Origin of the sequence: Vibrio japonicus, from assembly GCF_024582835.1 — a bacterium.
Classification (GTDB): Bacteria; Pseudomonadota; Gammaproteobacteria; order Enterobacterales; family Vibrionaceae; genus Vibrio; species Vibrio japonicus.
In genome coordinates this window covers 1691926-1713152 of the sequence record NZ_CP102096.1, presented here as the reverse complement: position 1 = coordinate 1713152, position 21227 = coordinate 1691926, and the positions used below count along the sequence as shown (strand labels likewise).

Genomic DNA, 21227 nt, shown 5'->3' with positions numbered 1-21227 from the left:
TCAGTATTTAAAACTCTTTTTGAAGCTGCTTATCTAGATCGGCAAGTTGTTCGTTGTAGCGCTCGATTTCTTTTTGGTGAATATCAAACTCGGCTTTACTTTGCAGTGAAGCATGCTTTTGTTTGATCTCTTCTAAGCTTCCCCAATCTCGCTTTAATAGCGATGCGATCTTATTTGAAATACCACTACGACGACTTAAACCTTCCATCGAAACTTCTAGCTCGATAAGCTTCATGATCATCTCTGGCGCAATATCGAAGCTATCACAAAGCTCGTGGATGAGTTGTGCGTCATCTTTACCAAAGCTGGCATTATCGTCATATACCCAATCAAGGTCGTAACCATAAACTTCTTTGAAAATGGTAGGTAAAGAATCATCCCAATCCGGTTCATTTGGATCGTGAATCCACTCTTGGCGAATAGCATGAAGTTCAGGAACGGTGATCAGTTCGATCTCTCTTCCTTCTGCTTTAAACTTCTTATCCAGCTCAAGTAATTCGCGTAACCACTGACGACGATATTTTAGCCAATAAGGACCAGGGACGTGCTTACGCTCAGTTGCAATATCTTCGCCTTCTTTAGCGTATTGGTAGCTCACTTTACCTGTACGTCGTTTATGGTTTCGGTACTCTTCCTTGTTTGCAGGATCGGTTGTCATTGACAATTTGTTTCGGAACTCAAGAAGAGGAGCCATCCATTCTTCACCATTCTGGATAAGGCTTTCCATCGCACGGTCTTTGGTGACGACAGTACATGTCCAGCAACCAAAACGAGAGTTACCACAAGACGGTGTTGTCTCATCAATGACCATTGGACATTCACCTTGACCAGAGGAGTCTTTGTAGAGATTCCACAGCACAAGGTTTTTGCCGCCCCACGGATTCTCCCATTCAAGATCATACTCATCGATCCAAATATTCTTAGGTCCGTACGGGGTTTGCTTTGTCTCTAAATGACATAAACGCAGTAGTTTCCAGACATCGTCTACACTCCATGTATCGATAGGGGTAAAAATGAATGCATTAGCAAGTGTTGTATGGCGGGCTAATCTTGAGCCGTCGATTTTGTGTTTTGCTATGACTTGTGCACGTGATGCACTCTCTTGGCTACGAGAGCCAAGTACTACTATCACTTCGTCAAACTGAGACACTTTTGACTTAATAAAATCGCTGACAGGGTCAATTTTCATTCGTTCTGTACACCAACGGAAAGAGCGTGTTGGTGCCGGGTAGCCTTTACCAAGCAAGTTTGCCCAAAACGTTTGATCGTCTTTAGGGACGACTTTATGGCAAGTGATAGGTAGGTTATCGCGCTTCGCGCCTTTCTCGATAGCGGCTAACGAGTCTTTGATGTGGTTAACAACAACAGGTGTTTCAACAAGTGTGTCTGAAGATACAACAAAGACCGGTTTTTGGCGGTCTTTTGGCTCTAAGCCAAGTAGTGCCAAGTAAACTAACGACATGACTGCCGATGAGTCTTTACCACCGCTATAGCCAATTACCCATGGGCGTTTATCTGCGCAGTAAACGCGCTGTACGTCTGCAATATAGTGGCTTAGTTTGTTGTGGGCGAAGTCTTCTGCATTGATGAAGTCTTCGTATTCGGCGAGGTCTTCTGCCAATTGTAGCTCGTGTATCATGATAACTGCTTCTCTAGAGCTTTTTCTTCAGGGGTTAGTGGTAACCCGAGTTCAATTTTTAATGCGTTGGCAGTAAGCTGAATGTTCGTGGTCGATTTACTCAGTTTACCGTGGTTCATGCTCCGCTTTACCCATTCCGGATTGGTTTTTAACCAGTTGACCTTGGTTAATTGCTGAAGCTTTTCTTTCCATTGTTTCGGTTCTTGGCATAAAAGGTGTTTGCCTAATACGCCAATGGCATGCAACCCAACGCCATGTGCATGTATATATTCTTGGCGAAGCTGTGCTGGTGATACTTGTTTGCCAATCACCATTTGCCAATCTTTTATGTGGTGCGTCACTTCTTCCCAAAATTCAGCAGCAAGTTGTTTTTCTTCTTCGCTGAAGCCGTCTTTAGGGCCTTTGCTCAATAGCGCGCGAGTCGATTGCTTGATACTACTTAGAGTAAACAGCTTGTTCGACTTTGGACTGATATTGGATTTCTCCATTTCAGTCAAACCGATGAAAGGCTTAATGTTAGTTGCTAATTCGCGAGCAAGCTCGGAGCTTTCATCTCTATGGTCATACAGCGTACCCAGAGACGGGCTAGGTTTTACCGCGTACTTGTTGAGATCCGCAAACATTTGTTGGCTTCGTGTAAGACCTTCATCAATGAAGAACAAAACCGGAATGTTATCTTGCCCTAAGTCTGGGTTTTCTCTCAGTGCTTCTTCAATTGCTTTGCGGCGATGTTGCCCATCGTTAATCAAAATCTGGGCATCCATAGGAATGTTGAGTGTTCCTAAGTTTGGTGCCCCTTCATGATCTTTAAATGATATATCTACGCCAACAGAAGCGGTAAGTGCTGAGAAGACATAGTCTTTTGGGTTATCAAGTAGGTACTTAACCATTTCAGGAATACGAGTTTTGTTTAACGTTCTTTGAGCTCTTAGCTCAGGTGGAACGTCATCTTCGTTATAACTGAAAATCTTAGGAATGATCCTAAGAGGGCAGGTCGCAATGTAAAATGGACGTCCTGCTTGAATGCCTCTGACGGCAGGAAAAGAGTAGCAATAGCCTGAATCTTGATTTTGCATAGTTAGCTCTAAGGTTATGTTATTTGTCTATGACATAAACCATAATTGTTATGTCATATTTTGACAAACTAAGCTTGGAGTTTGTTATGTCCTAGTTTTATCTATGCGAATTATTACATAGGTATGCCAAAATAGGTGGGGTATTCTACAGGTATGTAGGCTAGATTTCTATGGCGGGTATAGGTTTTTCGCAAGGTTTAACACTGCGATTTACCGCTTAATGTGAAGCCTTTAATTTGTTTATTTTGTTTGTCTAAAAGAATATCAAACTCTGCTCGAAGCATTTGAGTTTCTTCAGTTGGTTCAAACTCCATCAATTTTGCTAGTCGCTTATTAAAACTCAGCTGCTTCTTGTAATTCTCATGCTCTCCAGTCATATACAGGTGCTTGTTCAACAAAGGCGGCCTGCGCTTTTCGTCCACATAATCAAAGAAGTCGATATCTTGCTCTGCCATTTTGATTTTGATGCGTTCGACTAAAAATGGTACTGAGTTCTCGAAGTTATCGTAAGCGGTTAAGGTCAACTTACCTGACGTGATATGGATTTTGATAAGATCAATTTCTTCATCCAGTTCCCCATACATTTGCAAGCCAGCACCTACATACACACGAAGTAGCAGTGGTAAGTCATCGATATAGTCGCGATGTAGAATAAGTGAGTGCCCTTCATTCAGTAAACTTGCTGGCAGTTGTTGGTGGGCTTTCTCACATTGCTTGTTGATTAGCTCTGTATCAGCAATAGCAAACAAAAGCTCTGCAGCTAAGTTAATTGCAGTTTTATAATCATCAAACAGGGCTTTGATATCGCGTTTGAGGGATTCAGGCTGCTGCGTATAAGGCTTTCTCTTTTCAAATAGCCCCATCGAAAAGTAAAGCAATAGGTCTTCTTTACGGCTTTTTTCTGCTTGTTCAAATTCTGTTGTATCAAACATTTCTTGCAGCAGTCCGAACACTTTCTTGTGTGAACCAATGAGTTCTCTGACTTTGTCAGATTGCCCAAACTCTTCATTGGCAGGTATACGTCCGAGTTCTAAGCATGTATTCCAGAATGCGTTGAATAGCTCTTGGTTTTGGGTCACAAGGAGTTTGGCTTTATCTTTCGCTTCGACAGGTTCGGGAGATGTAAGCTGCTGCCATTTATGATGTCGTTTGTACTTACTTTGTAGGTATTGCTGTTCTTCTAGCTTGTCTTTGAAAATGTAAAAAATGCCAGGAGCGACGGTGATGGCGTCTTCTTGTAAACTTCTTTCTATGTAGGCTTTTATCTCAGATTGAGCATAATATTTTTGGAAGGTGTTACGTGAGGTAACGACCCCATCTTTGTAAGGTGTGAATTGAGCAATGTAGTTTTCGTTTGCAAGCATGACTGAGACGACGAGAAACTTATCTGCCAACTCCCAGGCTCTTAGCAACGCTTCTAAACGTTCATCTTGATCTTCGATGACGTTAAGCACAAAACCAAGATTAACGATATGTGAACTTACCTTATCACTATCTGGTTGAAAGTTTGGATCCCAACCTAACGCGTCTAACCCGTGCGCTTCGAGCTCTCTTAAGTCATCGCCACGTCCACAACCGTAATCGAAAATAGAGTAAGAGCCTTCTAGGTAACCGTGCTTAACAAGTGTTTTCATCGGGGCAGACAGCTCGTGCCTTACTAGTGCGGTTTTGTGTCTATCGATCCCTGATTCTTCCACTTGCGCGACTGCTGAGCTGCGGAACAAGCGACCGTCGACTAGCTCATATCCATGACGAGCAATCAGGTTTTCCCAAGACCTTTGAAAACCAATAAGGCGGCTGTTTTCATATAAACCTGCATTTTCGCCTTCTTGTGTTAGCGTTATAAAATGTTCGTAGTGCTCACTCTCCGGCAAGACCATTGTTTCTTTACGATGCAAAATTGGAGGATTATCAGAAGCCTCATAACTTGTGACTTTATGGGTAAGCTTTGAGAGGTCGACGTTCAAGCTTTGACGAAGAACAGGGTAGGAGTCTGAGTAGAAATTAGGGTAATGCAGTAAAGACAAACGGAACTCTTTTTTAAACAGTTTAACCAGATTCCAGCTTTCATCTTGTAAGCTTACCGCTTTTGCTACGGCAGGAATAAACTGAGAGAGATCAGTCGGTAGGGCGTCGAAGGCGTCTTTATGTAGGTAGATAGCGTCAGGTAGTTGTTTCCCTACTTTAATCTGCGCAATAAGCTCAGCAAAAAGCTCTTCGTTCATTCCCAATCCTCAACGATGTTTTCTCGATTATAAGTTATCGAATAAGGTCTGTGTGGCGCTGCCTTTTGCGCTTTTTTTGTTAACGCGAAGTCCATCACTTCTTTTTTCTCGAATTAGGGCGTAGCGGCTGTCTTCAGGCCCCACACTGATGTGAATCGGCCTATCTTTACCGTAGAAATAGAGACGGTCGAACTCGAGATGTTTGCAAATGTATTTCGCAATTTCATCCATGCGTTGCTCATAGCCCTTTACGTACAAATCACACGCTGCGCCATCACGTTTGCAAATCCTATTACCTTTGCTGTTGAGCTCCATAGAGGCGTGTTGATCAATGTTCGGTCCCATATCATCGGGACTGTGTTTTAAGAGGAATCGCAGTAATTTATGATTTGTAAAACCGTAGGTTATAGAGAGTGTTCCTAGCTGACTTAGAGGATCTAGTATACGAGTTTGCAATAATATTAATTGTTCGAGAGATGAGCTTGATGGCTCGTTTTCGCTGATAAAGCCTGTATGTTTCTCTTGATACCAGTTGATGAGTTCTTTATTCAAAATATCCGGATACCATAGTTTGGGAGGTGAATGTCAAAAAGTGCTGATACCACTACTGAATATATTGTACTTCAATGGAGGTAAGTCTGATCCAATCAATCGTCGGTCTATAAAGAGTCATCAGCAAGGGATAAAAATAGGGGGCTGCGAAATGTCAAACTGAAAGCGTTTTAAGAGTAAGTAAAACTTGAACTTTTTTGCTTAAAAGAGGCAGAGCCCAGAAGTGCGGAAACTGATTTTATTCAAAGCTACTGAATACAGGTAATCATTAGAGCATGTCACTGCTCTAACAATATTCCATGATATTAAAAAGGCTTATTTAACGGCGAAGGCTTTGATCAAAATGAGGCACTAAAAAACAAAATCCAAATGATCTTGTTAGCAACGGACGAAAGTCTAGCAACGCTCAAAGCGCGTTCACTACTCTTATGCAGATCTCATGAGGTCTATTGACGATAACCATTGAAAGTAATGTGTCGAATAATCTAAATAACGGGTTCTTCTGAGACAAAAATTACCGGGATATCAGTGACTTCTTCTTTTTCAGCCATTGCGGAAAGAGCAACCTCTGATGCACGCTTTACATGTTGGATGCAGGCATAGTGAGCGGCGACTTTATCACGCTTCTTGATGGCTTCTACGATGGCTCTCATTTCCTCTATGCTCTGCATATAGCGGTTCTCTTGGGAAATTGAGGTGGCTCGTAGTAAGTTCACTCGCGCTTGTTGCTGGCGAAGTAGCTTAGCTGCCGTCTGGTTGCCACAACCTTCATACAGTAGTTCGTAAAAATCGTTAACGCTTTCAAGAATATTCGCGACGTTACCTTGGGTTAGTCGACGAGTCAGCAGATCCAAGCTGGTCTCAAGCATATGTAATTGCTTGTCGGTAGCATTGATTGTATAGAGCTGAACAATAAGGCTTTCTAGGCTAGCACGTAGCTCATAGATCTCTCTTGCGGTTTCAAGAGTGAGGCGAGTAACAATAGGTCCTTTGTTCTCCAAATAGTCAACTAAACCTTCAGATTCAAGATGGCGCAATGCTTCACGAACAGATGTACGGCTGACCCCCAGCATATCGCACAAATCGCGTTCCACCAGACGATCTCCTGGCATGAGCTGGAAGTTCATGATGGCAGACCTAAGGGTCGATAATACTTTTTCACGCAAAGGGATACGGCTGTTGTCTATCTTAGTAATTGGGGATGGTTGTCTAATCATGCTGTATTCTCACTTTGACTTCGGTTGAGCATTTATTGGAAGCCAATGGAATGCTCCAAGCAGTATGCGTCTCTATGTATATCGTTTTTATCATGTGTTTTTGCACGCAGGTGATTATAAGCGAATGTTAATTAGATTGTTGTTTTATTTTCTTTTGTGCCAATAAACGAATGCTTATGAAAAAAAACGTTATACACCTTCAACGATGACAATTTCTGCAGTCGCCACTTCTGCACGCTCCGCCGCTGCTTGTTGGTAAGCTGCGGAGTGGTAGCAAGCAAGGGCATCATCAAATGAAGGAAACTCTATAACGACGTGACGTTGATGTTCACCACCTTCAAGCTGTTGGCAACGTCCGCCACGGGCAAGAAATTTGCCGTTGTGCTCTTCAAAAGCCTTAGGCGCTAGTGCGGTGTATTTTGAGTATTGATTGGTATCATGTACTGTCACATGGGCGAGCCAATATCCTTTCATTATGTTCTCCTTTTTAGCTAAGTTGCTGGTTAGATCAAGGTAAGAAAAGAGCCCCACCGGGATGGGGCAAAGTAGGGAAAATAGATAATTATAAATTTATAAGAACTGAACCTTACTGAAACGCTGGCATTACTTTATCGATGAACAGTTGAAGTGATTTTTTCTTCTCTTCAAAACTAAGGCTGTTGTCTGCCCAGTAGCTGTACTGGCTAACACCTAGAGTTTCGTAGTATTTCAAGCGTGCAATCACTTCTTCTGGTGTACCGACTGCTAGGCTATTACGCAATGTTTCTTTGCTGAAACTTTCACCAAGATCTTCGCTGTTAAGGCGATTGACGAAACCGTTTTCTGGAGTTTGGTTGTTGCGTGCCCACGCCATGAACATTGAATACCAGTGATGTAGTGCATCAGTACCTGTATTTAACTCTTGTTCATTTTCACCGACAAATGTATGGCGAAGTAGCATGATGTCCGGACGCGCAACTTGCGGGTTATTCGCACACGCCTCATTGAACTTGTTCATCAGATCTTGGACTTCTTCGTCGTCCTTTTGGAGTGGCGTTACCATGACATTACAACCGTTGCTAATTGCAAAGTTGTGTGAATCAGGATCGCGAGCAGCAACCCACATTGGTGGATGAGGGTGTTGCAATGGCTTAGGAACGCTGGTGGTTGTCGGGAACTGGAATAGTTCGCCATTGTGAGCATAGTCGCCGGCCCAGAGTTTCTGTAGTACAGGCACCATTTCACGTAGGTACTTGCCACCATCAGCGGATGGCATACCATTCATGAGGCGATCAAATTCCGCCTGATAAGCGCCGCGTGCTATGCCGAATTCCAAGCGGCCATCACACATGATATCTGCTAATGCAGCTTCGCCTGCTAACTTCACCGGATGCCAAAATGGAGCAATAAATGTACCAGCACCTAAGCGAATAGAGCTGGTTTTATTGGCGAGGTAAGTGATGTAGTTGATTGGGTTTGGAGCAATAGTGAACTCCATTGAGTGGTGTTCACCAACCCACGCCATTTCAAAACCACCTTTTTCGGCAATTTGCACTAACTCTGTTAGTTCTGCCAATGACTCTTGGTGTGTTTTGTTGTCATCGTAGCGTTCCATATGCAGGAAAAGAGAGAATTTCATAGCAGTATCCTTTCTGTGATATTTGTGTTTGAGGCTGGCGAGCAGCCTCACTTTTTCTTATTTGTCTGCAATAGCTTATTTAGACACAGCAGACGCGGGCTTTAATTTTTGTGTTCTTTCTTTTACTAGCGGCTTTGGTGACTCTTGGTATTCCGTGCCGCTGTACAGGTCTTTCATTAGGCAGTAACCCATCACAATCAGTACTATTGAGAATGGTAGTGCTGCTGCGATAGAGGCGGCTTGTAGACCTTGTAATCCACCGGCTACTAGCAAGATCCCTGCAACAAGACCTAGGCCAGCACCCCAAACAATACGCATGCTTATTGGTGGATGGTTGCCGCCCATCGAAAGGATGGTGCAGATAACCAGCGTTGCTGAGTCAGCCGAAGTAACGAACCATGAAATGATCATTACGGTTGCCAGTGCGGCCATTGGCCAAGTTAGCCATTGCACATCCAGTGCTTCGATCGTGCTATAAAGCACCATAGTGAGGTTTTCGTTTACGACTTCTGTTAGGCCTCCAGCTCCGTATATTTCCACGTAGCTAGCGGTACCGCCCATGATAGTGATCCAAGTAAATGCGCCGAGTGTGCTGCTTAAAACAGCGCCTAACATGAGTTCACGGATAGTACGGCCTTTCGAGATACGCGCGATGAAGATACCTACATATGGACCCCAGCTTAGCCACCATGCCCAGTAGAAGATTGTCCACCAACCTTGCCATTGGCTTTCAGGGTTTGTATCAACCCACAATGACATAGCAATAAAGTTGTTTAGGTAGTCACCCATGTTCGTGAAAAAGGCTCCGAACAAATAAGCGGTTGGACCAGCAATTATAAAGAAACCGAACAGGATCGAACTGATGCGAACGTTCCATTGGCTCAGAAGCTTGATGCCTTTTTGTAGGCCTGATACTGCCGAGAATGTAGCGATTGATCCGACCACGACAATTAATATCAACTGATTGACAGAGTTGATCTCAATACCAAATAGGTAGTTAAGGCCCGCATTCATTTGCGAAACACCAAGTCCTAGCGTTGTGGCGGTACCAAATAGCGTACTAAATATCGCCAGTAGGTCGACGGCATGACCAATAGGACCGTAGATACGCTCACCTAAAATTGGGTATAACGCAGAGCGAATAGTAAGCGGCAATCCTTTACGGTAGCTAAAGTAGGCCAAGATCAATCCAACCAGCACATACACACTCCAAGCGTTCAATCCCCAGTGGAAGATGGTGATACGCATACCGATCTGTGCCGCTTCAGCAGTATTAGCCTGTGCGTGGGCCATTTCTGCAAAAGGATTACCTTGGATATAGGTAAGTGGCTCGGCGATGCTCCAGAACATTAAGCCTGTGCCGACGGCTGCGCTAAATAGCATGGCAAACCAAGTAAAGTTGTTAAACTCAGGTCGGTCGGTGTCTTTACCTAAACGGACACTACCGAATTTGCTAAATGCTACCCAAACTGAGAAGACAAAAATAACTGCAACTGCTGCTATGTAATACCAACCAAAGTTGCTGGTGATCCATTGCTTCACGCCGTTGTAGATAGTGTTCGCCAAATCAATTTGCAAAACTGAAAAGAGGACAAATGCTGTAACCATTGCCAGTGAGGCGATGGTCATGGTTTGGTTAACCCCTCGAAAAATCCCTTGCTTGTTAACCATGCTGTTATGAGAACTCATAGCAGGGTTGCTCCTTTATACGCTGTATGATCGTGTCTTGGTTGAACCGCAGCAGTCCTCAGACTACATCACCTATGACACCCCTCGGTTACTTCATCAGCTCATGTCTCGCTGATATTGTATTGTGTTTCTTGGTATACCATAACACCAAAAATAGACGTATCAAGTGGTAAAATTAACAATGACTTAACATTGCTATCATATTTAAGTTATTGATTTATAATGAAATTTTTTGTTGTTTTGAGTGGATTTAACATTTTATTGATAGTTAACTAAATTAACAATTTGTGATCATTGTTGTTTTTTTGATAAATGAGTTATTACTTGATTAACTTTCCCATTTTGTTTTAAGTGGTTGATTTTATTTATTTAATTATTAATTTTAAGGCTGAGAAGAACAAAGGGAGAAAATAAATTGCTTTCTTTTTCATCAAGAAGTTTGGTATACCATAATACAGGTTAAGCAATAACTGAGACGTTGTTGCTAGAAAACATACATATGAGAAGGAAAACGCAATGGCTTTTAATATCCGTAAGATCTGCACCTACATTGAAGAAACTCGAATTGAAGGCGGTAAAGTGGGTGATAAGCCTGTCACTATGGCAGCTGTAGCTGCTGTAATTGAAAACCCTTGGCACGGTAAAGGGTTCGTTGAAAACCTACGTCCTGAAATTACTGAGCACTGTTCAGATCTAGGTGCACTAATGGTTGACAAGCTAGTCGGTGTAATGGGTGGTGCAGAAAACATTGAGGCATACGGTAAAGCCGCTGTTGTGGGTATGGAAGGTGAGATTGAGCACGCTTCTGCTGTGATCCACACTCTGCGTTTTGGTAATCACTATCGTGAGGCGGTGGACGCAAAGAGCTATCTAAGTTTCACTAACAAGCGTGGTTCAGGTGGTACTTCTATCCAAGTGCCGATGATGCACAAAGATGATGAAGGCTTGCGTTCTCACTACATTACTTTAGAAATGAAAATTGAAGATGCGCCAGCTGCCAATGAGATCGTAGTGGTATTAGGTGCGTCAGATGGTGGTCGTGTTCATCCTCGTATCGGTAACCGCTACATTGATCTTGAGGAAATCGCAAAAGAAAAAGCCGCGCAGCAGCAGTAAGGAAGCGATATGGAGAACATGAAATTAGTTGATGGAACCAGCTACTTTTCATGTGGAGAAGGCGATACCGTCATCTTCATTCATGGTGTAGGTCTGGACAAATCCATGTGGGGTGGCCAAGTAGCCGGCCTTCAGAAGCACTTTCACATCATAGGTTATGACATGTTGGGTCATGGTGAAAGCCCTGAACCGCAGAGTGAAGCAACGATAGAAGCCTATGCTAATCAGCTAGAACGATTAATTACTGAGCTGAAATTGGACAAGCCGATCACCGTGGTTGGCTTCTCAATGGGCGGCCTTGTTGCCCGTGCATTTGCCTTGAAGTATGCGCATAGAATTGACCGTTTAGTGATCTTAAATAGTGTTTTTAATCGAACGGAAGAACAGCGAAGCAGCGTATTGTCTCGCTGCAAGGAAGTGAAGAAGCTAGGCCCAGGTGCCAATGTTGAAGCGGCAATAGAGCGTTGGTTCAGCAAAGAGTACCGAGCGGCTAGCCCTGCACAAATTGATGCATTCAGAGAGCGCATTGTCACGAATAGCAAAAATGGTTATTTACAAACCTATCAGTTATTCGGGGAAAATGATAATTATGGTGTTTCGCAACTTGATACGTTGAGTATCCCAGTCCTAGTAGCTACGGGTGAGCTGGATGTAGGCTCGACACCAGAGATGGCATACGAGTTGGCTCGTAACCTACCCAATGCGCAGGTGGTTGTATTGGACCAGCAGCGTCATATGATGCCAGTTGAGGCACCGCATCAGGTGAATGATATGTTACTGGCGTTCATCCAAGGCAAGCCAAAACAAGAACAACTGGAGCAAAGTCAGCAAGAACAAGTGATTCTACAGGAGGTAGTCAATGGCGCTTGAGCAATTTCAGATGCTTATCCACGGTGAGTGGGTGGAAGCAGCGAGTGGTAAAACGTTCGAAAGTTTTAACCCAGCGACCGAACAGGCGTGGGCAACGTTTCCGTATGCAGACGAGCAAGATGTCGACCAAGCCGTACAGTCGGCACATAGCACCTTCCAATCGCCTGAGTGGTCTTCAACGACACCAGCCCAGCGAGGCAAATTGTTGCGTCGTCTTGGCGATTTGATTGCAGAGCACAAAGAGAAGCTGGCGCAGCTAGAAAGTCGTGATAACGGCAAGTTGATCCGCGAAACACTTGGTCAAGTTGGCTACTTACCTGAGTTCTTTTACTACTTTGCAGGTTTGGCCGATAAAGTAGAAGGCGAAACCTTAGCGCTTGATAAGCAAGATATGTTCGGTTACACCGTGCGTGAACCGTTGGGTGTGATTGCTGGCATTATCCCGTGGAACTCGCCACTTTACCTAACGGCGATTAAAATTGCTCCAGCATTAGCGGCGGGCAACACGGTGGTACTGAAGCCGTCCGAGCATGCATCTGCTACCTTGCTAGAGCTAGGTCGTTTAGTCCTAGAGGCGGGCTTTCCGCCGGGCGCGGTTAATGTTGTTACTGGTTATGGTGTCCCATGTGGTTCGGCGCTAACCAGTCATCCATTGGTGCGTAAAATCGCCTTCACTGGTGGTAGCGAAAGCTCTAAGCACGTGATTCGTAACTCTGCTGAGAACTATGCCAAATTGTCGCTGGAACTGGGTGGTAAATCACCAAATATCATTTTCAATGATGCGGATATCGACAGTGCGGTTAATGGTGCGGTTGCGGGGATTTTCGCTGCCGCAGGGCAAAGTTGTGTGTCTGGTTCGCGTTTATTGGTTCAGAGAGACATTTACGATGAGTTTGTTAGCAAGTTAACAGCGCGCGCCGAACAAATCGTGATAGGCGACCCGTCTAAGCCAGAAACCGAGATGGGACCGATGGCAACAAAAGCGCAATTGGAAATTGTAGAACGCTTTGTTGATATCGCACTTACCGAAGGTGCTAAATTGCGCACGGGCGGCAAACGTCCTGATATTGCATCGGGTTGGTATTACACTCCAACCATTCTTGAGTGCACAGACCATAGCGCGACTGTGGTGCAGGAAGAAATTTTTGGCCCGGTTGCAACTGTGATTCCTTTCTCTGACGAAGCGGAAGCTTTAGCGCTAGCAAATGACAGCAAATATGGCCTAGCCGCAGGTATTTGGACTCAGAACCTAGCAAAAGCACATCGTATGATAAAGGGTATTCGTTCGGGCATTGTTTGGGTCAACACCTACCGAGCAGTATCGGCATCGGCACCAATCGGGGGTTATGGTCAGAGTGGCTACGGACGTGAATGCGGTAGCGATGCCATCAACGAGTTCACCCAATTGAAAACGGTGTGGATTAACACTTCATCCGAGCCAATGGCCGACCCATTTATCATGCGTTAAGAAGGGATGCATCATGACAACACAACAAGTAGAGAACACAGTATCTCCAGACCTATATAAAAACATCATGGGTCAGTTTCCAACAGGTGTAACGGTTATCACTGCCTATAACGATTTGGGTGACGTGGTTGGATTTACCGCGAGTGCATTTAGTGCCTTGTCAATTGATCCCGCTTTGGTTTTGGTGTGTCCAAGCTATACCTCGGATTCATATCCAGTGATCCGCGATACAAAGAAGTTTGCCATCCATATCCTAGCAGATGACCAACAAGCGGTTGCCTACCAGTTCGCGAAGAAAGGTATCGATAAATCAGAAGGCTTGGTCATTCACAAGAGTGAACATGGTGTACCCGTTATTGAAGGTGCTTTAGCTGTGTTGGAGTGTGAGCTATGGAACGATTATCCAGGTGGCGATCATGCAATCTTGGTGGGCCAAGTAGTTGACGCCCAATTGGCGAATACTGATGAACAGCATCCGCTGTTGTACTGCCGTAGCAAAATGGGTAGTTTGCCAAAGCTAGGGTAAACGGCCTTACAATAGGCATGCTAAGTGTGCAGTTCAGGTGGTAAAAATGGGCAGCTTGGCGAAAATTTAAATGAGAACGTGATAAGGATACCACTGTGAAATTAATTGATTCGAGTTTACTTAAACAATCATGCTACATCGCTGGCCAATGGGTTAAGGCTGGTAATGGCAACACTTTGCCAGTCATTAATCCGTCAACAGGTGAAGTGATTGCCTCTGTGCCTGAGCTAGGGCGTGAAGAAACATTGTCAGCCATTGAAGCTGCTGAACAAGCGCAAAAGGCTTGGAAGAAAACGACGGCGAAGGAGCGTTCAGTCGTTTTACGTAACTGGTATCAGCTGATAATTGAAAATTCGGATGACCTTGCGACTATTCTGACTGCCGAGCAGGGCAAGCCGTTTGCTGAGGCTAAAGGTGAAATCACTTATGCGGCTAATTTTATCGAATGGTTTGCTGAGGAAGCCAAACGCGCTTATGGAGAGGTGATCCCAAGCCATAAACCCAACTCACGCCTTATTGTCAACAAGGAGCCTGTGGGAGTTGTAGGGGCGATTACGCCTTGGAATTTCCCAGCTGCAATGATTACTCGTAAGTGTGGCCCTGCCTTTGCTGCTGGGTGTGCGATGGTATTGAAGCCAGCTCCAGAAACACCGCTTACGGCGTTGGCGCTTGCTGAATTAGCTGAGCGCGCTGGACTACCAGCAGGTTTATTTAGCGTCGTAACAGGTAACGCGGTGGAAATTGGTGGTGTGTTAACCAGCAGTAAAGTCGTGAAGAAAATCTCTTTTACAGGCTCAACAGCAATCGGCAAACTATTGATGGAGCAATCAGCATCATCAGTGAAAAAAATGTCGCTTGAGCTAGGTGGCAATGCGCCATTCATTGTCTTTGAAGACGCCGATTTGGATGCTGCGGTTGAAGGGGTAATGATTGCCAAATTCCGCAACGCGGGGCAAACCTGTGTCTGTGCCAACCGCCTGTATGTTCATGATGCCATCTATGATCAGTTCGCTGAGAAGTTAGTTGCACGTGTGTCCGAATTGAAAGTGGCTGATGGTTTTGAAGCTGGCGCAACAATTGGTCCGCTAATCAACCAAGCGGCAGTCACTAAGGTACAACGCCATGTTGATGACGCATTGGCCAAAGGTGCGAAGCGCATATTTGGTGATGAGCAATCAAAAGGGACCAACTTCTTCCCACCACAAATTCTGACGGAAGTCACTGATGAAATGTGTGTTGCTCGAGAAGAAACATTCGGCCCACTAGCGGCGCTGTTCCGTTTCAAGTCGGATGATGAAGTCATTGCTCGTGCAAACGACACCGACTCAGGGCTGGCAGCTTACGCCTATACCACGTCGCTACAGCGTGCATGGCGTATCAGCGAAGAGCTGGAATCGGGTATGGTTGGTATCAACGAAGGGCTGATCTCTACAGAAGTTGCGCCGTTTGGCGGTATGAAAGAATCAGGACTAGGCCGTGAAGGTGCTCGTCAGGGTATCGAAGATTACCTAGAGACCAAATACGTGATGATGGGCGGCCTATAGGCAGCCTGACTATCTCCGGTGGCGACGGGTAAAAATAGCGTTGCCACTGGGGAGATTGGAAAGATTAAGAGTAAGGATATAAAAATGAGCGATAAATTTGAGCAAGGGTTAGCTATTCGTCGTCAGGTGCTGGGTGCAGATTACGTTGATGCTTCAATCAACAATGCTACCGACTTCAATATGCCAATGCAGGAGCTGGTGACTAAATACTGTTGGGGTGAGGTTTGGGGACGTGACACCTTACCACTAAAAACACGAAGCATTATTAACCTTGCGATGATCACTGCGCTTAACCGCCCGCATGAACTGAAGCTACATGTACGTGGTGCCCTAAATAACGGCTGTACTAAGGAAGAAATCCGCGAAGTACTGCTACAAACGGCTATCTATTGTGGTGTGCCAGCAGCCATTGATGCTTTCCGCACGGCAAAAGAAGTGATTGATGAATACGAAGGTGAGGCTAAACCTGCTTAATTCCAAATATGGATGAAAGCTTGCGCCGCTAATACGCCCAAGGAGGAAGGAATGCTGCATAAAAAAATCCATTTTTGCTCACAGTGTGGGGCAGATAAGGTGCTGATGGAGGTACCTTCTGGTGATACTCATGAGAGACCTGTTTGCCAACAGTGTGGCCATATTGTTTATCAGAATCCAACTGTTATTGCGGGTTGTATTGTCGAAAATGAAGGCAAGTTTCTTCTGGGAAAGCGCGCCATCGAACCGATGCTGGGTAAATGGAGCTTTCCTGCCGGATTTATGGAGAATGGTGAGACGGTTGAACAAGCAGCAGTTCGTGAAGTGTTAGAAGAAACAGGAGCATTGGTGGAGCTGCTTGGCCCATACTCTATCTTTAGTGTTCCTCAAATGAATCAAGTGTACATCATCTTCCGAGCCCGTTTTACAGGCTTTGTACAGCCTTTTGGTGATGAAACTTCCGAGTTGGAATTCGTCAATAAAAATGAAGTGCCATGGGGTGAGTTAACATATCCAGCCATAGGCCAAATACTGACTCGTTACATAAACGAAGACGATTTCGGTCAGTTTGGCTTATATATGGGATCTCATGAGCAAGGTTTGGTACACCCATTTGGCAGTGTAAATCCTTGCGTTAGTTAGGCAAATTAAATAAAAAATCTCTCACGGTTCCGAGGACTTAAAATGGCAATCAGTAACATCGAAGATATCATTGCAGACATCCGCCTAGGTAAAATGGTGATCCTGATGGATGATGAAGGTCGAGAAAATGAAGGCGATCTTGTCATGGCAGCTGAGTGTGTAACACCTGAACATATTAACTTTATGGCTCGCAATGCGTGCGGCTTGATCTGCCTGACATTAACGGAAGAGCGCTGCAAGCAACTTGAGTTACCTATGATGGTCGAAAACAGCACCGATCCTCAAGGGACAGGCTTCACGATTTCAATTGAGGCAGCCGAAGGTGTCACTACAGGCATTTCTGCCCATGACCGCGCTCATACAGTGCAAACGGCAGTTCGTAAGGGTGCCAAGCCGTCTGATCTCACTCGCCCAGGGCACATTTTCCCGTTGAAAGCCCGTAATGGTGGAGTATTAGTTCGAGAAGGCCATACTGAAGCCGGGTGTGATTTAGCTCAGTTAGCTGGTTTTGAACCAGCGAGTGTAATAGTCGAAATCATGAATGAAGATGGAACAATGGCAAGGCGTCCTGACTTGGAAGTATATGCTAAGAAACATGGTTTGAAACTTGGGTTGATTTCAGATTTAGTTCAATACCGCCTGAAACATGAATTATTGGACGTGGCGGACGTTGCATAAACTATTGGCCGTTTAGTTTTAAAAAATGGTGGCTAAACAGCGTTGACTCGATGTTTATAGTTCATCTCAGCAGCTCTGGCTAAGTAGACAGATGAAAACAAGGTTGAGTGCCGTGAAAGCATTGACTAGAATGACGCACTTCTTACTGACATTGGGTCAACAATATGAACGACACTACTTCAAAGCCAACACTGCCAGATCGTCTTGCTGGTAACCCTCGTAGCCCGCACTTTGTAGCGGAGTGTTTCGATCATCAGATCGGTATTCGCTTAAATGGCAAAGAACGTAAAGATGTTGAAGAATACTGCATCAGTGAAGGTTGGGTTAAAATCCCTTCACCTAAAGCACTAGACCGTCGCGGACAACCTATTTTGATCACGCTGAAAGGTACGGTTGAAGCTTACTACGTCTAAGCGGTTATCTTTATTCCAAGCTTATTAGCGATGATGTAAAGCCCGAGTTCTCTTGGGCTTTTGTTTATACGCCGCTAAAAGACGTCACTAAAAGGTCGTGATGGCAGTTTTAGAGATTCTCGTCGCACCAGCTCGACCTATAGATAATCGGAAGCACACGGCTTCCGATTAAGGTAAGTAAAAACGCTTTATAAGCTTTCTAGAATCGTTTCTGCATTACTCACTTCAAATTTAGATGGCGCTTCAACATTGAGTTCTTTGACCACGCCATTATCAATAATCATTGCGTATCGTTGCGAGCGAATACCGCCAAAACCCTCAGTATCCATTTCTAATCCCAGCGCTTTAGCGAAACTGGCATCACCGTCACCTAGCATCATAATTTCTGACGCGTTTTGTGCCTTTCCCCATGCGTTCATGACAAACGCATCATTCACTGATACACATGCAATCAGATCGACACCTTTGGCTTTGATTTTGTCTGCAAGGACAACATAACCGGGCAGATGAGCTTCTGAACAGGTAGGAGTGAACGCACCAGGTACAGCAAACAGCACGACTTTTTTGTTGGCAAATAACTCGTTTGCCTTGTGATTCACTAACCCATCTTTCGTCAGTTGACTTACGGTTGCATCTGGTATGGTTTGACCTGGCTGAATCATTTTGGTTTTCCTTTTCCGATAGTTTCGCTCTTAGTGTAGTTTCGATTAATGGATCAAACCACTGACAGAAAATAGGGTTATCTCTCAATGTTGCTGTATATAAATACAGTTTTGGTTGTTCTGTTACCTAACCCTATGTAATGATTAGCGAATATCTAATTTACGCGGGAGGCGAGTAATGCGAGGTTCATTGAGAGAGAAAGTGGTAAAAGTGTGCAATAAAAAAATAGCGCAAAAAGGAGATAAAGTTGGCGTCTCTTTTTACGCATTCTTTGCCAATAAAAATGATGATCCAGAGCTGCTAATGGAAGCCGCAACGTGGTGGATACAAACGCACAAGCTCGATCACTTCGAGAAAGCCACAAAAATAATCGCGATGGTAGAAGCAGGGCAGTAATAAGCGAAAAACACTCCACCACCTCTTCCCACTAAGCAAAAACTAGGCTGTTACGCCGTGCTCGTAGACAGTGTTCGTTGTGCTAGCTCTTTGAACGATTGCTGAAGCTGCGAACAAATATACTGTGCGAGAAGGTCATCCTCTTCACGAATAGATAAGTCAAAGTGAAGCTTGGTCATGCCGTCTTTGCCTGAAATATCGAGCAAAAGACTCCTCTCTTCACCGTCATCTTCTGATGGTATCTTGCATAAGTTCAATAACGCTTCTGCTTGAATGGACGCTTCTTCAAACGTTAAATCATGCGGATATTCTAGATAAACTTCGTGTTTACTGATTTTGCATGAGCTGCCTTCTCGCTCAACATATCGTCCAAGATGATTTTCCAATTCAGCAATGTTTTCAGCTGCATGCGCAAGGCGGTGCTTTAGTTTGTTTAGCATGAGTATCCCCCAAAAATGAGTCGTTCCCTAATCAGTAAAGCTCATAAATGAGTGTTGGGTTTGGATTGATGTATCAAATATCAAATTTGAATATTTACTCTATATTTTCTCGTCATCAGCAATTTTGACATGTCATTGTCATATCGATTGCCTAAGTTATTGGCCTTGGAGTAAATACTCGGTGGCGGCAGACCGCGCCCAGAGTGGATAAAAATAAAGGAAAATAACCATGTCTTTGTCTCGTCGAGACTTTATCAAAGCTGTTTCTTCCACGGCGGTGGCTACGGGCTTAATGGGCTGTAACTCTGACAGCAGTGATGCCAATGTCTCTTTTCAACATGGGGTGGCAAGCGGCGACCCGACTCAAACACAAGTGATCATCTGGACGCGTGTCACCACCAACGCGAGCAGTGCTGATGTCACTTGGCAGGTATCAGCTCTCGCAGATTTCTCAGACATTCAGCAATCTGGGGTATTCACCACAGACACCAGCCGTGACTTCACCGTGAAAGTGGATGTGGAGAACCTTAACCCAAGTACGCAATACTATTACCGCTTTATGTCTGGTGATGCAGTGAGCATGACGGGCGTAACACAAACTTTGGCAGAAGGCTCACTTGAGCACGCATCCATGGCAGTCGTGTCGTGCGCTAACTATCCGGCGGGGTACTTTAATGTGTACCGCGAGATTGTAAAACAGCATGAAAACGCGCCATTTGATGTGGTGCTGCACCTCGGCGATTACATTTATGAGTATGGGGATGGCGGTTACGCAACCGAAGACGCGGCAGCGATGGGGCGTACGCCAAGCAAAGGCACTGAATGTGTCACGTTAGATGATTATCGCAAGCGATACGCACAGTACCGACAAGATGAGGATTTACAAGCCATGCACGCCGCGCTGCCAATGATAGCGGTGTGGGATGACCATGAGCTGGCGAACGATACTTGGAAAGAAGGTGCAGAGAACCACCAAGAGTCCGAAGGCAGTTTTTATGACAGGCGTGCCGCGGCCGCAGCAGCGTGGGTCGAGTGGCTACCTGTGAGGGAAAACACCTTTTCCAATATGCTGATCTACCGACAGTTCTCATTTGGCAATCTCATCAACCTGATGATGTTAGACACACGCTTGGTTGGCCGTGACAAACCCCTCGACTATTTCTCGCTTTCCGCGCCGTCAATGGACGCAATTGGCGGGCTGGTGGCTCAGTCTAGAGATCCTGCAAGAGAGCTGCTTGGCACCGAGCAACTAGGGTGGTTGACTCAACAGATAGCCAACAACGATGCCAAGTGGAACGTGTTAGGGCAGCAAGTGTTGATGTCTCGGATGGAGCTGCCTAGCTCGGTGATGCTGGCGCTGTTTAACTTGTTTACTGTGTCCGACGAGCAAAAACCAGCCGCATTGGCAGGAGTACAAACGGCGATAGGCAATTACTTGGCTGATCCAAGTTCCGATCTGGTGTCTCTGCCTTACAATCTGGATGCGTGGGATGGTTACTACGCCGAAAGAGAGCGGGTGTACGCCGCACTAAAACAGAGTGATGACAACTTTGTGTGCTTAGCTGGGGATACCCACAACGCTTGGACGAGCGAGCTGAAAAATATGAATGGTGACGCGATTGGGATCGAATTCGCCACCAGTTCGGTCAGCTCTCCCGGCTTAGAGGAGTATTTAGGGCTAGATCCGGCGGTGATCGGCCAGATGGAATTTGTACTGCCATCTTTGGTGCAAGAGCTAGAATGGGCGGATATCAAACAGCGCGGCTTTATGCGCGTGAGCTTTAGCCATACGGGCTCAACCGCCACTTGGTACTTTGTCGATAGCGTGAAAAGTCAAAGCTACCAAGTGACGACCAAAACCGCTTCTACCGCAGACGGCGTTACGCTGAATTTAAGTTAATCGTCTACTGAGACCATCACATTAAAGGCCCGGCGAGTTCGCTGGGCCTTTATTCTATCCTTTGCTGCTATGTCGTGCGGT

Annotated in this window: 20 protein-coding genes and 1 pseudogene; 11 read left to right on the top strand and 10 right to left on the bottom strand. The window is 45.1% G+C overall.

Annotated elements, in window-relative coordinates; all coding sequences use genetic code 11:
- Positions 1-7 precede the first annotated feature (7 nt).
- The 8 genes from NP165_RS08130 to NP165_RS08095 form a co-directional block, all read right to left on the bottom strand.
- Positions 8-1639 carry a DNA phosphorothioation system sulfurtransferase DndC gene (locus NP165_RS08130; protein ID WP_257083476.1) on the bottom strand — a complete coding sequence of 544 codons (1632 nt, stop codon included), beginning with the start codon at positions 1637-1639 and terminating at the stop codon, positions 8-10.
- Positions 1636-2715, bottom strand: coding sequence for a DNA sulfur modification protein DndB (gene dndB, locus NP165_RS08125; RefSeq protein ID WP_257083475.1), 1080 nt, complete (start codon positions 2713-2715; stop codon positions 1636-1638). Before dndB ends, NP165_RS08130 begins: the two co-directional genes overlap by 4 nt.
- 197 nt (positions 2716-2912) lie before the next feature.
- Positions 2913-4940: a DNA phosphorothioation-associated putative methyltransferase gene (locus NP165_RS08120; protein ID WP_257083474.1), complete on the bottom strand. Its 2028-nt coding sequence runs from the start codon at positions 4938-4940 to the stop codon at positions 2913-2915.
- A gap of 27 nt (positions 4941-4967) precedes the next feature.
- Positions 4968-5492 carry a hypothetical protein gene (locus NP165_RS08115; protein ID WP_257083473.1) on the bottom strand — a complete coding sequence of 175 codons (525 nt, stop codon included), beginning with the start codon at positions 5490-5492 and terminating at the stop codon, positions 4968-4970.
- Positions 5493-5977: 485 nt separating this feature from the next.
- Positions 5978-6709 carry a GntR family transcriptional regulator gene (locus NP165_RS08110; protein ID WP_257083472.1) on the bottom strand — a complete coding sequence of 244 codons (732 nt, stop codon included), beginning with the start codon at positions 6707-6709 and terminating at the stop codon, positions 5978-5980.
- 189 nt (positions 6710-6898) lie between these two features.
- Positions 6899-7183, bottom strand: a complete 285-nt coding sequence (locus tag NP165_RS08105) for a DUF1330 domain-containing protein (RefSeq protein ID WP_257083471.1) — start codon at positions 7181-7183, stop codon at positions 6899-6901.
- Positions 7184-7295: 112 nt separating this feature from the next.
- Positions 7296-8327 (bottom strand): LLM class flavin-dependent oxidoreductase, encoded by a 1032-nt coding sequence (locus tag NP165_RS08100; RefSeq protein WP_257083470.1) that lies wholly within the window; start codon positions 8325-8327, stop codon positions 7296-7298.
- Between the two features lie 75 nt (positions 8328-8402).
- Entirely contained in the window at positions 8403-10016 is a 1614-nt protein-coding gene (locus NP165_RS08095) for a BCCT family transporter (RefSeq protein WP_257083469.1), read from the bottom strand.
- A gap of 516 nt (positions 10017-10532) precedes the next feature.
- Here NP165_RS08095 and NP165_RS08090 point away from each other — a divergent pair.
- From NP165_RS08090 to NP165_RS08050, 9 genes and pseudogenes are all read left to right on the top strand, one after another.
- Positions 10533-11132 carry an amino acid synthesis family protein gene (locus tag NP165_RS08090; protein WP_257083468.1) on the top strand — a complete coding sequence of 200 codons (600 nt, stop codon included), beginning with the start codon at positions 10533-10535 and terminating at the stop codon, positions 11130-11132.
- Positions 11133-11141: 9 nt separating this feature from the next.
- Positions 11142-12002 carry an alpha/beta fold hydrolase gene (locus NP165_RS08085; protein WP_257083467.1) on the top strand — a complete coding sequence of 287 codons (861 nt, stop codon included), beginning with the start codon at positions 11142-11144 and terminating at the stop codon, positions 12000-12002.
- Positions 11992-13470: an aldehyde dehydrogenase gene (locus NP165_RS08080; RefSeq protein WP_257083466.1), complete on the top strand. Its 1479-nt coding sequence runs from the start codon at positions 11992-11994 to the stop codon at positions 13468-13470. The genes NP165_RS08085 and NP165_RS08080 overlap by 11 nt, the downstream gene beginning before the upstream one ends.
- 13 nt (positions 13471-13483) lie before the next feature.
- On the top strand, positions 13484-13996 hold the full coding sequence (locus NP165_RS08075; protein WP_257083465.1) for a flavin reductase family protein: 513 nt from the start codon (positions 13484-13486) through the stop codon (positions 13994-13996).
- A 95-nt stretch (positions 13997-14091) separates the two neighbouring features.
- On the top strand, positions 14092-15540 hold the full coding sequence (locus NP165_RS08070) for an NAD-dependent succinate-semialdehyde dehydrogenase (RefSeq protein WP_257083464.1): 1449 nt from the start codon (positions 14092-14094) through the stop codon (positions 15538-15540).
- An 84-nt stretch (positions 15541-15624) separates the two neighbouring features.
- On the top strand, positions 15625-16014 hold the full coding sequence (gene pcaC, locus NP165_RS08065; RefSeq protein WP_257083463.1) for a 4-carboxymuconolactone decarboxylase: 390 nt from the start codon (positions 15625-15627) through the stop codon (positions 16012-16014).
- Positions 16015-16065: 51 nt separating this feature from the next.
- A complete protein-coding gene (locus tag NP165_RS08060) occupies positions 16066-16656 on the top strand; it encodes an NUDIX hydrolase (RefSeq protein WP_257083462.1) in 591 nt (196 codons plus the stop codon).
- A gap of 42 nt (positions 16657-16698) precedes the next feature.
- Positions 16699-17295: pseudogene (gene ribB / locus NP165_RS08055) on the top strand (3,4-dihydroxy-2-butanone-4-phosphate synthase); the annotation flags it as partial.
- A gap of 203 nt (positions 17296-17498) precedes the next feature.
- Complete coding sequence (locus NP165_RS08050) at positions 17499-17747, top strand: DUF3297 family protein (protein ID WP_257083461.1); 249 nt, start codon at positions 17499-17501, stop codon at positions 17745-17747.
- Between the two features lie 188 nt (positions 17748-17935).
- Here NP165_RS08050 and NP165_RS08045 read toward each other — a convergent pair whose 3' ends face one another.
- Positions 17936-18409 carry a peroxiredoxin gene (locus NP165_RS08045; protein WP_257083460.1) on the bottom strand — a complete coding sequence of 158 codons (474 nt, stop codon included), beginning with the start codon at positions 18407-18409 and terminating at the stop codon, positions 17936-17938.
- Between the two features lie 178 nt (positions 18410-18587).
- Here NP165_RS08045 and NP165_RS08040 point away from each other — a divergent pair, with 178 nt between their 5' ends.
- Complete coding sequence (locus tag NP165_RS08040; RefSeq protein ID WP_257083459.1) at positions 18588-18806, top strand: DUF6500 family protein; 219 nt, start codon at positions 18588-18590, stop codon at positions 18804-18806.
- Positions 18807-18856: 50 nt separating this feature from the next.
- On the opposite strand, the gene NP165_RS08035 is transcribed toward NP165_RS08040, so the two are convergent.
- Positions 18857-19246, bottom strand: a complete 390-nt coding sequence (locus NP165_RS08035) for a hypothetical protein (RefSeq protein WP_257083458.1) — start codon at positions 19244-19246, stop codon at positions 18857-18859.
- Positions 19247-19475: 229 nt separating this feature from the next.
- Between NP165_RS08035 and NP165_RS08030 the strand changes: the two genes are divergently transcribed.
- The gene (locus NP165_RS08030) at positions 19476-21146 is read left to right on the top strand and encodes an alkaline phosphatase D family protein (RefSeq protein ID WP_257083457.1); all 1671 of its coding nucleotides are present in this window, start codon (positions 19476-19478) and stop codon (positions 21144-21146) included.
- The last annotated feature ends 81 nt before the right edge of the window (positions 21147-21227 follow it).

Bases quoted from the DNA above. Each gene is read 5' to 3' on its own strand.
- NP165_RS08035 (WP_257083458.1), bottom strand. From the start codon at position 19,246: ATGCTAAACAAACTAAAGCACCGCCTTGCGCATGCAGCTGAAAACATT.
- dndB (WP_257083475.1), bottom strand. From the start codon at position 2,715: ATGCAAAATCAAGATTCAGGCTATTGCTACTCTTTTCCTGCCGTCAGA.
- NP165_RS08130 (WP_257083476.1), bottom strand. From the start codon at position 1,639: ATGATACACGAGCTACAATTGGCAGAAGACCTCGCCGAATACGAAGAC.
- NP165_RS08045 (WP_257083460.1), bottom strand. From the start codon at position 18,409: ATGATTCAGCCAGGTCAAACCATACCAGATGCAACCGTAAGTCAACTG.
- NP165_RS08090 (WP_257083468.1), top strand. From the start codon at position 10,533: ATGGCTTTTAATATCCGTAAGATCTGCACCTACATTGAAGAAACTCGA.
- NP165_RS08050 (WP_257083461.1), top strand. From the start codon at position 17,499: ATGAACGACACTACTTCAAAGCCAACACTGCCAGATCGTCTTGCTGGT.
- NP165_RS08105 (WP_257083471.1), bottom strand. From the start codon at position 7,183: ATGAAAGGATATTGGCTCGCCCATGTGACAGTACATGATACCAATCAA.
- pcaC (WP_257083463.1), top strand. From the start codon at position 15,625: ATGAGCGATAAATTTGAGCAAGGGTTAGCTATTCGTCGTCAGGTGCTG.
- NP165_RS08080 (WP_257083466.1), top strand. From the start codon at position 11,992: ATGGCGCTTGAGCAATTTCAGATGCTTATCCACGGTGAGTGGGTGGAA.
- NP165_RS08040 (WP_257083459.1), top strand. From the start codon at position 18,588: ATGCGAGGTTCATTGAGAGAGAAAGTGGTAAAAGTGTGCAATAAAAAA.
- NP165_RS08085 (WP_257083467.1), top strand. From the start codon at position 11,142: ATGGAGAACATGAAATTAGTTGATGGAACCAGCTACTTTTCATGTGGA.
- NP165_RS08110 (WP_257083472.1), bottom strand. From the start codon at position 6,709: ATGATTAGACAACCATCCCCAATTACTAAGATAGACAACAGCCGTATC.
- NP165_RS08060 (WP_257083462.1), top strand. From the start codon at position 16,066: ATGCTGCATAAAAAAATCCATTTTTGCTCACAGTGTGGGGCAGATAAG.
- NP165_RS08030 (WP_257083457.1), top strand. From the start codon at position 19,476: ATGTCTTTGTCTCGTCGAGACTTTATCAAAGCTGTTTCTTCCACGGCG.
- NP165_RS08100 (WP_257083470.1), bottom strand. From the start codon at position 8,327: ATGAAATTCTCTCTTTTCCTGCATATGGAACGCTACGATGACAACAAA.
- NP165_RS08120 (WP_257083474.1), bottom strand. From the start codon at position 4,940: ATGAACGAAGAGCTTTTTGCTGAGCTTATTGCGCAGATTAAAGTAGGG.
- NP165_RS08095 (WP_257083469.1), bottom strand. From the start codon at position 10,016: ATGAGTTCTCATAACAGCATGGTTAACAAGCAAGGGATTTTTCGAGGG.
- NP165_RS08075 (WP_257083465.1), top strand. From the start codon at position 13,484: ATGACAACACAACAAGTAGAGAACACAGTATCTCCAGACCTATATAAA.